Annotated in this window: 11 protein-coding genes; 6 read left to right on the forward strand and 5 right to left on the reverse strand. The window is 65.3% G+C overall.

The window, feature by feature from the left end; all coding sequences use genetic code 11:
• Positions 1 to 261 precede the first annotated feature (261 nt).
• Complete coding sequence (locus tag BLEFHOIH_RS24425) at positions 262 to 600, forward strand: hypothetical protein (protein WP_088348662.1); 339 nt, start codon at positions 262 to 264, stop codon at positions 598 to 600.
• A gap of 224 nt (positions 601 to 824) precedes the next feature.
• Here the strand turns inward: BLEFHOIH_RS24425 and galE are convergent, their stop codons facing one another.
• The 3 genes from galE to BLEFHOIH_RS24440 form a co-directional block, all read right to left on the reverse strand.
• Positions 825 to 1,838 (reverse strand): UDP-glucose 4-epimerase GalE, encoded by a 1,014-nt coding sequence (galE, locus tag BLEFHOIH_RS24430; RefSeq protein WP_088348663.1) that lies wholly within the window; start codon positions 1,836 to 1,838, stop codon positions 825 to 827.
• A 63-nt stretch (positions 1,839 to 1,901) separates the two neighbouring features.
• Positions 1,902 to 2,318, reverse strand: a complete 417-nt coding sequence (gene dksA / locus BLEFHOIH_RS24435; protein WP_088348664.1) for an RNA polymerase-binding protein DksA — start codon at positions 2,316 to 2,318, stop codon at positions 1,902 to 1,904.
• A gap of 220 nt (positions 2,319 to 2,538) precedes the next feature.
• A complete protein-coding gene (locus BLEFHOIH_RS24440) occupies positions 2,539 to 3,633 on the reverse strand; it encodes a hypothetical protein (RefSeq protein ID WP_088348665.1) in 1,095 nt (364 codons plus the stop codon).
• Positions 3,634 to 3,875: 242 nt separating this feature from the next.
• Between BLEFHOIH_RS24440 and BLEFHOIH_RS24445 the strand changes: the two genes are divergently transcribed.
• From BLEFHOIH_RS24445 to BLEFHOIH_RS24460, 4 genes are all read left to right on the forward strand, one after another.
• Positions 3,876 to 4,721, forward strand: coding sequence for a MoxR family ATPase (locus BLEFHOIH_RS24445; RefSeq protein WP_088348731.1), 846 nt, complete (start codon positions 3,876 to 3,878; stop codon positions 4,719 to 4,721).
• A 72-nt stretch (positions 4,722 to 4,793) separates the two neighbouring features.
• A complete protein-coding gene (locus BLEFHOIH_RS24450) occupies positions 4,794 to 5,792 on the forward strand; it encodes a hypothetical protein (RefSeq protein WP_088348666.1) in 999 nt (332 codons plus the stop codon).
• Between the two features lie 249 nt (positions 5,793 to 6,041).
• Positions 6,042 to 7,436, forward strand: a complete 1,395-nt coding sequence (locus BLEFHOIH_RS24455) for a YcjX family protein (protein WP_088348732.1) — start codon at positions 6,042 to 6,044, stop codon at positions 7,434 to 7,436.
• Positions 7,433 to 8,482 (forward strand): TIGR01620 family protein, encoded by a 1,050-nt coding sequence (locus BLEFHOIH_RS24460; RefSeq protein WP_088348667.1) that lies wholly within the window; start codon positions 7,433 to 7,435, stop codon positions 8,480 to 8,482. The genes BLEFHOIH_RS24455 and BLEFHOIH_RS24460 overlap by 4 nt, the downstream gene beginning before the upstream one ends.
• Here BLEFHOIH_RS24460 and BLEFHOIH_RS24465 read toward each other — a convergent pair.
• Positions 8,469 to 8,894 (reverse strand): L,D-transpeptidase, encoded by a 426-nt coding sequence (locus BLEFHOIH_RS24465; protein ID WP_088348668.1) that lies wholly within the window; start codon positions 8,892 to 8,894, stop codon positions 8,469 to 8,471. The two genes, BLEFHOIH_RS24460 and BLEFHOIH_RS24465, sit on opposite strands and share 14 nt — an antisense overlap.
• A gap of 265 nt (positions 8,895 to 9,159) precedes the next feature.
• On the opposite strand from BLEFHOIH_RS24465, the gene BLEFHOIH_RS24470 reads away from it, so the two are divergent.
• Complete coding sequence (locus tag BLEFHOIH_RS24470) at positions 9,160 to 10,554, forward strand: MFS transporter (protein WP_170937361.1); 1,395 nt, start codon at positions 9,160 to 9,162, stop codon at positions 10,552 to 10,554.
• On the opposite strand, the gene BLEFHOIH_RS24475 is transcribed toward BLEFHOIH_RS24470, so the two are convergent.
• Positions 10,493 to 12,679 (reverse strand): DUF3422 family protein, encoded by a 2,187-nt coding sequence (locus tag BLEFHOIH_RS24475; protein WP_088348670.1) that lies wholly within the window; start codon positions 12,677 to 12,679, stop codon positions 10,493 to 10,495. The two genes, BLEFHOIH_RS24470 and BLEFHOIH_RS24475, sit on opposite strands and share 62 nt — an antisense overlap.
• Between the last annotated feature and the right edge of the window lie 91 nt (positions 12,680 to 12,770).

Raw genomic sequence — 12,770 nt, forward strand, 5'->3', positions numbered from 1 at the left:
AGATTGCAATCTGCGGACAGATGTTCCGCTTTGCCCAAAGGTAGATCAAATGAAGAAGAAGACAGAAAGCAAGCCGAAAGCTGCTCCCGCCTCTACGAAGTCGGCCGAAAAGCCGGCTGGCGGCGCCAAAAAGGGCGGCAAGAAGTAAGCTCGACGAATCAGTTGAAGGGAAGAAGAAATTCTTCCCTTTCTCTTCTTTTCATTTCTTCCCAATCAATCCCGGTAAGTTTCATGGCGCGAAGCGTATATGCGTTTACGTGTTTGGCGGTCCTCATCGCGGCCCCCCAGGCTCATGCGCTGCAACTGACCAACCGCGACACGGCCGAGCATAAGATCGCCGTCACCGAAAAGACGGCGACGCAGGACATCGTGGTGAAACCGTCGCAAGTCATCGAAGGGCTGTGCCCGACCGGCTGCACGATGAAGATGGCGGACGGCGAGGAATATGAGTTCGACGGCAATGAGGTGGTGTCGATCGAGGAGGGGCTGATGTTCCTCGACGAACCGAGCGACGGCACGACCGACAATAGCGACACCGGCACGCCGCCTCCCGACGCGGCGACCGTCGAGCCCGACGGCGCACCGAAGAAAAACCCATAAACTTCAGATAGTTATCGCATTTTTTTTGAGGGCGCCGCGTCGATATCGCAGCGGCTCTTTTCGTCGTCCGGAGGCGGCAGAGCGGTGAGCCGGGACCCGATCCCGGATCCGCGCGCACGGCTGTGAAGAGGATGAGCGAGCGGGCCCCGGCTCCGACGGCGGGGGCGACGAGCGTGGAAACTCAGAGGGCTGATGAACTTCCGAACCAGATCGCGCAGCGCGGCCTATTCCGCCGCCGCGACGGTCTGGGCGCGGGCGTGCGCCTCGAGCTTGCGCTCCCAGTTCAGCGCGTGCTCGACGATCAGCTCCAGGTCCTCGAATTGCGGCCGCCATGCGGGGAGCCATTCGTGAATCCGATGGATGCCGGCGACGAGCTCGGCTGGGTCGCCCGCGCGGCGCGGCGAAAAGCGGACGTCGAAATCGACGCCGGAGACGTGCTTGATGGTATCGATCACCTTCAGCACCGAATAGCCCCGGCCATAGCCGCAATTCAGAACCAGATTGTCGCCGCCGGCTCGCAAATGCAGCAGCGCCTGCCAATGGGCGCGCGCGAGGTCGGTGACATGGATGTAGTCGCGCACGCAGGTGCCGTCCGCCGTGGGATAGTCCGTGCCATAGACGTCGAGAAAAGCGCGCTTACCCGTCACCGCCTCGCAGGCCGCCTTGATCAGATGCGTCGCGCGCGGCGTCGCCTGTCCGGAGCGACCGGCGGCGTCGGCCCCGGCGACGTTGAAATAGCGCAGCGCGCAATAGCGCAAGGGCAGGGCGGCGGCGGTGTCGGCGAGCATCCGCTCGGTCATCAGCTTCGACCAGCCATAGGGCGAGATCGGCTGCATCGGCGCGTCCTCGGAAACCGGCGTCCGCTCCGGGACGCCATAGACGGCGGCGGTCGAGGAGAAGATGAAATGCTTCACGCCATGCGCCAGCGCAGCGGCGATCAGGCCGCGCGACTTGACGGTATTGTTGAGATAATAGCCGAGCGGATCGGCGACCGAGTCCGGCACAACGATCGAGCCGGCGAAATGGAAGATGGCGTCGATTGGATGTTCGCTCAGGATGCGCCCCAAAAGCGCCTCATCGCCGATGTCGCCCTCGATCAGGCTGACGCCGAGCGGTACCAGCCGGGGGCTGCCAGTCGACAGATTGTCGAGGACGATGACCGTCTCGCCGTTGTCGGACAATTCCAGCGCCATGTGGCTGCCGATATAGCCCGCGCCTCCGGTGACCAAGACCGCCATGCCAGACCCTCTCACGTTGAAATCGCGCTCAGGGAGCGTCGGCGCATCCGGTAAAGAAAGTGTTCACTCGTCGCGATAAATCCGCTCGCGCCGTTCATGCCGCTCCTGCGCCTCCAGGCTGCGCTCGACCACGGGGCGGGCTTCCAGCCGCTTCAGGCTGATGGGCTCGCCCGTATCGATGCAATAGCCGTAGCTGCCATCGTCGATGCGCATCAGGGCTTCGTCGATCTTGGAGATCAGCTTGCGCTGGCGGTCGCGGGCACGCAACTCGAGCGCGCGCTCGGTCTCGGAACTTGCCCGGTCGGTGAGGTCGGGGTGCTGGCCGGTGTCCTGCAGATTGTCCAGCGTCTCGCGGCTGGCGCGCAGGATGTCGGACTTCCAGTCGACCAGCTTCTTGCGGAAATAAGCCAGCTGACTCTCATTCATAAACGGTTCGTCTTCCGACGGCCGATAATCGTCCGGCAGATCAGACCCGCCCATGTAAAACCTCTTGCTGATTAATGCGACGCTGCTCCCAATGGCTTTCGAAGCGCCTTCAAAGAGTGGCAATGCGGGCGCAGTCAAGCCATGCTCGTGCGGCACGTATTTAGCCCTAATTGCCCTCAAGTCAAGATGAACCGTAACAGATTCGCGGCGGCAGCCTGCCCCGGCGCCGCCGCAGAACCGACAATTTTGCTAAAAGACGAGAGGTTTAGCGCGGTTAGACCACACGCCGCTCAAGGCTATGCCGTGCATCTTCATTTGCGCCGAACCATCGTTCTTCGCCGGAAAACTGGATGTCGGCGAGCGGACGCATGACGCCATTTGCGTAATGGGCGAAAAGCCGTCCGCCTCCGGACATTGAAATGCCGGTGAATTCGCCGCCGAGGCAGCCATCGGCTTCCGCGGCCAGGATTTTGACGAGACCGCTGCGGTCGGCGAATTGAGTAACGCCGCCCGGCCCGAAGACGATCGAGATATTTCCGAGCCGCACGCCGTCGACCATCATGTCCATCACCGGGACGACGAGCGAGACCTCGTCCAGACGGCCGTCGGCGCTGAAGCCGAAGGCATGGCCGATATTCTTCCAGGCGACCTCGCCGGCGCGCGCGTCGCGGCGGACGCGGTAGAACAGGTTCCAGCTATCGCGCCCGGCGCTGCGCAGCGATGTGGCCTTCGCCCAGCGCAGCACGAGCGGCACGATGCGCCCGTCCCCCGCGATCACCCGCACCGAGCCGCCCGCCAACGAGCGGTCGAGGAATTTCACCCGGTCGTCGCCGAGCACGATGCCGGAGCCCTGCACCGATGGGTCGCGGGCGAACAGCGTCTTGTCGAGCAGCTCGCTGCCGGTGACGTCATAATCGGCATTGGCGGTGAGCGGGAAGGCGGGCAGGTTGGCGCGGTAGGTGAGGCGGGTGGTGCCGACGGTCTCGATGCCGGCGGCGTCCAGGCGCACCACTTCCGGCTCGCTGGCAGAGGGCTTGCCGTTCTCGTCAAGGGCCATGCCGAGTAGGAAATGCCCGTCGCCATTGATAAGATAGCCGTCCTCGCTCAGCGCTAGCGCGTCGTCGCTGGAGGCAAAGGGGCGGGCAAACAGCGGCTCGCCAGAGACGGTCGCGCCAGTCTGTTCGCAAACCAGGAAGACGTCATTGGCTTCCGGCTCGTGGTCGAGATCGTGCCTGGCGCCGCCATCATCGGCCCAGGGCAGTCCGAAATCAGGCTCATAGCCGTGGAAATCATCACCGAAATCGATGCCGCCCGACCTTGCGAAATGCCGAAGACCCTGCGGACCTGCCAGTGCCTGAATCAACCCCATGCCATGCTCCTTGATTAAGCTGACCTTAAGTCTCGTTTCAGGGTGAGGCATCGAAGCTTATGAAAGGTAAACGCGAAGGCAGCAAATTCGCTGAAATCGCCCGTGAATAGCCGCGACGAAAAAGAAATTGCTTAATATCGCCGCTCGGGCTTTCCTCTGCAGGAGATCGGCGCGTGCGCCCAACGCTTGCCGGGCCTCCGCCCGGCCACAAGACAACACCATGCAACGGACCGGGATGGATGATGCGCTTCGAAGGCACCAAGAGCTATGTCGCGACGGAGGATCTGCGCGTCGCCGTGAATGCGGCGATCGCGCTGGAGCGGCCGCTGCTGATCAAGGGCGAACCCGGCACGGGCAAGACCGTCCTCGCCCATGAAGTCGCCGCCGCCCTTGGCGCGCCGCTGATCGAATGGCACATCAAGTCCACCACCAAGGCCCAGCAGGGCCTTTATGATTACGACGCCGTCAGCCGCCTGCGCGACAGCCAGCTCGGCGATGAGCGCGTCAAGGACATCCGCAATTACATTCGGCGCGGCAAGCTCTGGGACGCCTTCGTCGCGGATCAGCGTCCCGTCCTGCTGATCGACGAAATCGACAAGGCCGACATCGAGTTCCCGAACGATCTGCTGCAGGAACTCGACCGTATGGAATTCTACGTTTACGAGACCGGCGAGACGGTCAAGGCGGTGCAGCGGCCCGTCGTTATGATTACCTCGAACAATGAGAAGGAGCTGCCGGACGCCTTTTTGCGCCGCTGCTTCTTCCACTACATCAAGTTTCCGGACCCGGACACCATGACGCGGATCGTCGAAGTGCATTTTCCGGATCTGAAGCAGCGGCTGCTGAAAGAGGCGCTGACCATCTTCTACGAGCTGCGCGACACGCCGGGCCTTAAGAAAAAGCCCTCGACCTCGGAACTGCTTGATTGGTTAAAGCTTCTTTTAAACGAGGACATCGACGCGGACACGCTCCGCGAGCGCGATCCGAAAAAGGCCATACCACCTCTGCATGGTGCCTTGCTGAAAAATGAACAGGACGTGCATCTGTTCGAGAGGCTCGCATTCATCGTGCGACGTAAGGATAACTGACCAAACGTAAATCCATTGGCGATTGTTTCGTGGTATAAAACCGCGAAAGCCAGGGTTTATAGGAGACCGACCATGCGCAGCTTTCGCAAGCTCGCCGCCCTTTCCGCAACTGGCGCGGCCTATCTCTTCCTCGGTTTGCCCGCCTCCGCGGCAACGGTCAGCCTGTGGGACCATAATGGGTCGCTGGTGCGGCTCGAGGAAAACGGCAAGAAGCGGACCTTCAGCTACGACCAGCCCAAAGCTGGCCTGACGCCGGCCGGCATCAAGCCCGGCGCCGTGCTGTTCGAAGGCGAGGAAAAATCCGACGGGCGGCTGTCTGGCTACGCCAAGCTGTTCCGAAAGGGCTGCGATCCGGTCGATTATTTCGTCGAGGGCGGCTTCGACAAGGAGAAGGGCGAATTGCTGCTGCAGGGCCAGGCGCCGGTCTATTCGGCCCAGGGCTGCAAGATCACCGGCTATTCCGAGGAAGGTCCGTCCAGCAGCCTCATCTTCCGCTATCAGAGCGGCGGCGCCGCGCCGGTCGCCCGCAACGAATATCCGCCGGTCAACCCGCGCGGCCGGTCGGGCGCCTATGACTCAGCGCCGTCCGATGACGCGCGCGGCCGCTCTGGCGCCTATAGCGCCGCCCCGTCGGATGAACCGCGCGGACGCCTCTCCCCCTACGACGCCGCGCCCTATGGCGATTCGCGGGACCGCTCCGCCTCGACCTACGGCACCGTGCCTCCGGAGGATCTGCGCGACCGCCGCCCGGCGCCCTATGGCACCGTTCCGCCCGAGGACATTCCAGGCGCCCGGCCCTCGCCTTACGACCGCAATCCGTCCGCTGCGGCGCCGGCCCCGGCCGAGGACGACCCCTATGCCGATCCGCGCGACACGCAGCGCTATGGCACGCGCGAATATCCGCCGCGCGACTACGCCGACCAGCAGGACCGCGCCCGCCGCCGGTATGACGGCGCCTATCCGGTTCCGGCCGATCCCGAGGACGCCGATGACGAGGCCTATTCCGATGATGACGACCGCGTCGACGAACCGGCCTATCGTCCTTACCGGCGGTGGGGCCAGCCTTATTGATGCCGCGGGCGGAGCAAGCGGCTTCCGCCTCCTGACGCGCCCGCCCTCTCCCACAAGCGGCGAGGGCAAAAAGCGTGATCCTCTCCGCAACTCGGCTCTCTCCCCTCGCGGGAGTGGGCGGTGGCGGAGCCGCCGGTGGAGGGGGGCCGCCGGCACCCACATTCGACGCTCAAGCCCCCTTCCCCGCATCCCCCGAGCCTTTCCGTGATCCTCGACGAACTCGGCAGTCTAGCGCGCGCCGCGGGCAGCATGACCGGCGTCTTCGCGCCGACCGTGCGCCTGGGCGTGACCGGCCTTGCCCGCGCCGGCAAGACCGTCTTCATCACCGCGCTGGTGCACAACCTTATCGCCGGCGGCCGCCTGCCCTTCTTCCGCGCCGCCGCCGAGGGCCGGCTGATCCGGGCCTATCTCGAACCCCAGCCCGACGATGACGTGCCGCGCTTTGCCTATGAGGACCACCTCGCCAAGCTGACCGCCTCGCCGCCCGACTGGCCCGAGTCGACCCGCCGCGTCAGCCAGCTCCGCCTCACCCTCGAATACGAGCCGACCGCCTTCCTCAGCCGCCAGCTCGGCAGCTCGGCGCTGCATATCGACATCGTCGATTACCCCGGCGAGTGGCTGCTCGACCTGCCGCTGCTGAAGCTGAATTTCGAGGAATGGTCGGCCGAGGCGATGGCGCTCAGCCGCGCCCCCGAGCGGGCCGCCTTCGCGCGCGACTGGCATGAATTCCTGCGCGGCGTCGATCCGAATGCCCGAGAGGACGAGCAGATCGCCATGCAGGGCTTTGAGCTGTTCGCCGCCTATCTGCGCCGCTGCCGCGCCGAGACCAGCCTGTTGTCGACCGTCACTCCCGGCCGGATGCTGATGCCCGGCGACCTCGAAGGCTCCCCCGCCCTGACCTTCATGCCGCTCGACCTGCCCGGCGGCGCCCACGGGCCGCGCGGCTCGTTGCACGCCATGATGGCGCGCCGCTTCGAAGCCTATAAATCGCATGTGGTAAAACCGTTCTTCCGCGATCATTTCGCCAAGCTCGACCGGCAGATCGTCCTGATCGACGTGCTCGGCGCGATGAATTCCGGCAGCGCCGCGCTCGCCGATCTTGAACGCGCCCTCGCCGCGATCCTCGGCTGCTTCCGGCCCGGCGCCAATAGCTGGCTCGCCAGCATCCTCGGCCGCCGCATCGACCGCATCCTGTTCGCCGCCACCAAGGCCGACCACATCCACCACACCAGTCACGACCGGCTGGAAGCCATCCTGCAGCGCCTCGTGCAGAAGGCCATCGACCGCGCCGTGTTCTCCGGCGCCTCGGTGCAATCCGTGGCGCTCGCCGCCGTGCGCGCCACCCGCGAGCTCGAAGCGCGCGAACGCGGCGGCGCGCTCGCCTGCATCGCCGGCACGCCGCTGCCGGGCGAGGTCATCGACGGCCAGCGCTTCGACGGCCGCGAGGAGGTGGCTTTGTTCCCCGGCGACCTGCCTGTGCTGTCGGGCAAGGCCGTCGCCTCGCCGCTCCAGGGCACCGCGCTGAATTTTCTCCGCTTCCGGCCGCCCGCGTTGCAGAATGACGGCTTCGGCGCGAACCCGGTGCTGCCGCATATCCGGCTCGACCGCGCCATGCAGTTCCTGTTCGGGGACAAGCTCGAATGACCGGCCCAGACCAGCCCCGCAAGCCGGCGGTGTTCCGCCTCGACGATAGCCGCCTCGGCCCGCTCGAGACCGCCTTGCCCGAGCCACTGCCGGCCGACGCGCCGCCGCCCGAGGAGCAACCCGGCACGACTTCGGCCCTGCGCGCCATGATGGGCTGGCGGCGCGGCATCGGCTGGGGCGGCATCTTCTTCTCGGCGCTCTCCGGCCTGATCTCGCTCGCCCTCGGCATCTGGGCCTATAAATTCATCATCGATCTGTTCGCCAGCGGCGGCTGGATCGGCTATCTCGCGCTCGCCTGCGCCCTCATCGCCGCCTTCGCGGGGCTGATGATCGCCGGCCGCGAAGTGCTCGGCTTCTTCCGCCTCGGCCGCGTCGCCGCCATCCGCCTCAAGGCCGACAGCGCGCTCACCCAGGCCGATAAGGCGCTGGCGACCGACGTCTCGCACGGCATCGAACGTCTGTTCTCCGGCCGCGCCGAGCTGAAATGGGGCGCCCGCCGCCTCGCCGACCACCGCCGCGAAGTGCTCGACGCGCGCGAATTGCTGATCCTCACCGAGCGCGAGATGCTGCGCCCGCTCGACATCCAGGCCAATGGCATCATCGGCGCGACCGTCCGCCGCGTCGCGCTGATCACCGCGATCAGCCCTTCGGCCATCATCGATGTCGGCTTCGTCGCCGTCGCCAATCTCTCGATGCTGCGCCGCCTCGCCACGCTCTATGGCGGACGCCCCGGCTTTCTCGGCTCGCTGCGACTGGCAAGGCTGGTGCTCGGCCATCTGGCGGTGACCGGCGGCGTCGCGCTGGGCGACGATCTGATCCAGCAATTCATCGGCCATGGTTTGACCGCGCGGCTATCGGCCAAGCTCGGCGAGGGCGTGATGAACGGCGCCTTCACCGGCCGCATCGGCATCGCCGCTGTCGATCTCTGCCGCCCGCTGCCCTATATCGAGGCCGAGCGCCCTCGCCTGCGCGATTTCCTCGCCGAATTGCGGCTGCGCGGCAAGGGCCAGACCACCCCGGCCAAGCCCGGCGTCACTGATGAATAACGATCCGCGTTGAGTCCTTGCCGAAATATTCCACCATCTGGAAGAGCTCGCGCGCATTCGTCGTATGCAGCCGGATGCAGCCATGCGAGGCGGGGCCGCCGAGCCGGTTGATGTCGTTGGTGCCGTGGATGGCGTAGCCGCCCCGGTAGAAGATCGAATAGGGCATCGGCGCGTTGTTGTAGCGGCGCGAGCGGTGGTAGCGGCTTAGCGTATAGGGCCGGTAAAGTCCCGGCGGCGTGCTGTAGCCGCTGCGGCCGGTGGAGACCGGCCAAGTATACATCAGCCGGTCATCGACATAGACGCGCATCCGCTGCTCGCCCTTGTCGACGCGGACAAGCAGCGAGGCGTCCGCCGGCTTCGCGAAACCGAGCGATAACAGGCATGCCGCAAAAACAAGGGTCAGAATACGCATCACACATCCCCGCGATCACATTCGGAACGGATTTGGATTAAACCGGAACACGGACCGCGACGCATCCGGATGCACTAAGGATGGTTAAACGCGTGGCGATTTTGCGGTTGCAACTCTGAGACGAAGCGACGCGCGGGGGCAGTGACCCCTGACCGCGGAACCGGCGGCGCTCCGACGAATGACGTGCATGCGCGAGATTCCCGCCTTCACGCGGCCGAGAAAAACGGGCATTAAATTGCCCTTTCGCTCTCATTGGGGCCACGCCATGAGCACATCGGTCGCATCTGACTACGTCCCCGTGACAAAATCCGCCGGGCCGCTGGCGATCACGGGCTGGATGTTCTTCGACTGGGCGGCGCAGCCCTTCTACACGCTCGTCACAACCTTTCTGTTCGCCCCTTATTTCAGCGCCTATTTCATCGGCGACCCGGCGCGCGGCACCGCGATCTGGGGCTATACGATGGCGGTGTCGGCGGTGTTCATCGCGCTCGGCGGCCCGATCATTGGCGCCTTCGCGGATGCGCGCGGGCGCCTCAAGCCGATCATGTTCCTGCTGTCGATCGGCTTCGTCGCCGGCCAGCTCCTGCTGTGGTTCGCCGTCCCCGGCGCGACCGGCAATATCTGGTTCATCGTACTGGCGCTGATCGTCGCCACCGTCACCATCGAATATGCCGAGATCCTCAACAATGCGCTGATGCCGCGTCTGGTCGCGCCCGAACAGCTCGGCCGGCTCAGCGGCACCGGCTGGGGGCTCGGCTATATCGGCGGCCTGGTCGCCTTGATCTTCATGGTCGCCTTCGTGCTGATCGACACCGGCAGCGGCCTGACCATGCTCGGCCTCGAACCGCTGCTGACGCTCGACGTCGCCAGCCGGGAGATGGACCGCATCGTCGGCCCGTTCTGCGCTCTGTGGTTCGTCCTCTTCGTCATCCCCTTCTTCCTGTTCACGCCGGACGCTCCGGCCCGCGCCGGCGCCGAGCGCGTCTCGCTGCGCGGCGCGCTGGCCTCGGTCGTCGGAACCCTGCAGAAAATCCGCGCCTATCGCGACATCGCCTTCTTCTTTGCCGCCCGGATGCTCTATATCGACGGCCTGCTCGCGATCTTCACCTTCGGCGGCATCTACGCGGCGACCGAATTCGGCTGGCAGACCATTGTCATCGGCTATTTCGGCATCATCCTGTCGCTGGCGGCGGGCGTCGGCGCGCTGATCGGCGGCTTCCTCGACGACAAGCTCGGCTCCAAGCCCGTCATCATCGGCGCGATCCTCACCATCATGATCGGCCTGACCGGGGCGATGTCGATCGACCGCGACACCGTGCTGTTCGTGCTGTCGGCGACGCCGCGCGCGCCGACCGACGGCGCCTTCGCCAGCACCGGCGAGATGGTCTATATCGCCTTCTCGATCCTGATCGGCCTTGCCTCCGGCCCGCTGCAATCGGCGAGCCGCAGCCTGCTTGCCCGCATGGCGCCTGCCGAGCATATGACGGAGTTCTTCGGCTTCTTCGCCTTCTCCGGCAAGGTGACGGCCTTCGCCGCGCCCTTCGTCATTGGCCTCGTGGCGGAGATCAGCGGCAGCCTTCAGATCGCGCTATCGGTGATCATGCTGTTTCTGGGCGCGGGGCTGTTGCTGATGAGCTTCGTGCGTCCCGCCCGGCGGTGAGGCGCTGGCGCCATTCCCCGACCGTGCCGCGTGTGAGCTGCCGCCAGCCGGCCTTCAGCAGCCGCAGCGCATGGACGACCACCCCCAGCAGCAGGGAGATGGCGACGCCAAAGATGTAGCCGTTCAACCGGTAAGCGCCGCCGCAGCGCAGATTGTCGCTGTTCGACCAGGAATCGTCGGATTTGGGAAGCGCGCCGACGCTCGGTGGCGGCTCGGTCGCCGCGCCCGCAACCGGAGCGCCGGGCGGTTGCGGCTGGGGCTGCGGTTGCTGCTGCGGAAGCGGGTGCCGCAGCTCGGCGGGCATCATGCAATCGGGCGGCACCGCGACGACCTGATAGGCATATTGGCCCAAGTCCTGATGCACCGCGACAGGGCCGAAAATCTCACCGGCGAACGCCGTGATGCCGATGACGAAAAGCAGCGCCGTCTGCCAGCTTTGCGAGTTGTAGACCCGGTTCAGCTCGGCATTCAGCTCCTCGATATTCTTCGAAATCTGCACCAGCGCCTTGGCCTCGACCGCCTCCAGCGTGGTCTGCACCCGCGCCTGCAGCTTGATGATGCGGTTGCCGACCTCGATCAGATAGTCGAAGGTCGAGTAGAGCCGCCGTTTGACGAACTCGTCATATTGCTGCCAGGTGGTGATCGGCTTGACGTCGAGCCCTTCGATCCGGGTCTTGAAGCGCGACGAGTAATATAGGGCGCGGCTGACGCGGTATTGCAGGCCGCCGACAGGCGTGCTCGACACTTCGGTGAGCCTCGTCTCCATGTCGCAGAGCCGGGTCTCCAGCCGCCGCACCTCCTCATGGTCGTTGAACCTGCGGTCGGCGCGTCCGACCTCCTCATTCTGGATATAGGTGCGGAATTCGCGCGAGATCTCGTCGAGCTCGGCGCCGGCAAGCCGGATGGCGGTGCCGATCTCGCGGATCTTGTCGATGTCCTTGAGGGCGACCGCCTGCAGCGTCGAAAGCGTGTTCACCAGCTCGACCAGCCGCCCCGCCTGTCGCTCGTTCGCATCGGCCAGCAGGATCAGATAGCGGATGGCGCGGTCGGAGGCGTCGCCCGGCTCGGCGCTTTCGTCGCTGTCGCCGGCGGCCTGGGCGAGCAATTCCGCCCCGAGCGCGGAGACGAAAATGGCGCGGTTCTTGAACACGCGCGAGGCCACGAATTCGCGCTGGTCGGTCTTGAAATTCTGATAGGCGACGAATTTCTCGTAGTTCTTCAGGATCTGATGGCAGACAGCCTCGTCGGCGAAGGTCTTCACCTCGGCCGGCTCCGCCTGAGACTCGCCCGCCAGGCCTCGCAGCCATTGCGCCGGGGAGAGCCGGCGCTGCAGCCGCGGCATCCAGATGCCGGTGCGCTGGTCCACTTGCGGCTCCAGTACGACGCCGCGCAGGTCGGCGAAGATCTCGCCGGGAATCCCCGCCGCCGACTGGCCGTTGCGGCAGGCCTCATCGAGGAAGATCGACCAGAACACCTCGTAAAGCTGGTTGGCGGCGAAGCTGGCAATGTCCTCCTCTTCCGCATCGGTCTCGCCCGACATGCCGGGCGAAGCATCCAGGTCCGCCGGCTCGCCGGGAGCCGGGGCGGCGGCGGGCGTCCCGCTGTCGCGGCGCGCGGCTTGCGAGAGGAAGGTCAGGATGCGCGCATGCAGATCGCTGTCGCCGGTGCGCGCCTCACGCAGATCGCAATCGCGGTTGTCGCCATCCAGTTTCGGCTGCGCGTCGAGGCCGCCAAGGCTGGCGACGAATGTGAAGGTCGCATAGTCGGTGTGGATTTCGATCTGGGCGTTGATCGGTATGCCGCGCCAGACCATGGCGACGTCGACCGCGCTGCGGCGGAAGGTGCGGATGCGCTCCTCGCCCTTGCGGCTGTGCAGGCGCAAGGCCGGCGCGGCATTGCCGAATGCGGAAAGGCCCGCAAGGAACCGGTTGAGGCTGTTCTTCCACTTTTCGATACGGAAATTGAAGTCGGCGACCGAGCGCGTGCCTTGCGGGTCTTCCCCGGCTTTCGGCCAGACCGCGATATGGCAGACCAGCGCCGGCGCCTCGCATTTCGCCGCGCTGCGCATATGGGGTTCGAGCTTGAGAACGCTTTGAATATCGGAATAGGTCACGAACGCAGACATCGCCACTCCTTCGCGCATGACTGCGTGGAGTTGCCTGTCACCATCCGGTTCCGCGCATGTCTTATGAATTTTGCAACGGTTTTGTGACGGT

Source organism: Rhodomicrobium sp. R_RK_3, from assembly GCF_002198715.1.
Taxonomy (GTDB): Bacteria; Pseudomonadota; Alphaproteobacteria; order Rhizobiales; family Rhodomicrobiaceae; genus R-RK-3.

What these genes read in the sequence shown, in the direction of transcription:
- BLEFHOIH_RS24475 (WP_088348670.1), bottom strand. Translation starts at nt 12,679, where the DNA reads ATGTCTGCGTTCGTGACCTATTCCGATATTCAAAGCGTTCTCAAGCTC.
- BLEFHOIH_RS24455 (WP_088348732.1), top strand. Translation starts at nt 6,042, where the DNA reads ATGACCGGCGTCTTCGCGCCGACCGTGCGCCTGGGCGTGACCGGCCTT.
- dksA (WP_088348664.1), bottom strand. Translation starts at nt 2,318, where the DNA reads ATGGGCGGGTCTGATCTGCCGGACGATTATCGGCCGTCGGAAGACGAA.
- BLEFHOIH_RS24450 (WP_088348666.1), top strand. Translation starts at nt 4,794, where the DNA reads ATGCGCAGCTTTCGCAAGCTCGCCGCCCTTTCCGCAACTGGCGCGGCC.
- BLEFHOIH_RS24465 (WP_088348668.1), bottom strand. Translation starts at nt 8,894, where the DNA reads ATGCGTATTCTGACCCTTGTTTTTGCGGCATGCCTGTTATCGCTCGGT.
- BLEFHOIH_RS24440 (WP_088348665.1), bottom strand. Translation starts at nt 3,633, where the DNA reads ATGGGGTTGATTCAGGCACTGGCAGGTCCGCAGGGTCTTCGGCATTTC.
- BLEFHOIH_RS24460 (WP_088348667.1), top strand. Translation starts at nt 7,433, where the DNA reads ATGACCGGCCCAGACCAGCCCCGCAAGCCGGCGGTGTTCCGCCTCGAC.
- BLEFHOIH_RS24470 (WP_170937361.1), top strand. Translation starts at nt 9,160, where the DNA reads ATGAGCACATCGGTCGCATCTGACTACGTCCCCGTGACAAAATCCGCC.
- BLEFHOIH_RS24445 (WP_088348731.1), top strand. Translation starts at nt 3,876, where the DNA reads ATGCGCTTCGAAGGCACCAAGAGCTATGTCGCGACGGAGGATCTGCGC.
- galE (WP_088348663.1), bottom strand. Translation starts at nt 1,838, where the DNA reads ATGGCGGTCTTGGTCACCGGAGGCGCGGGCTATATCGGCAGCCACATG.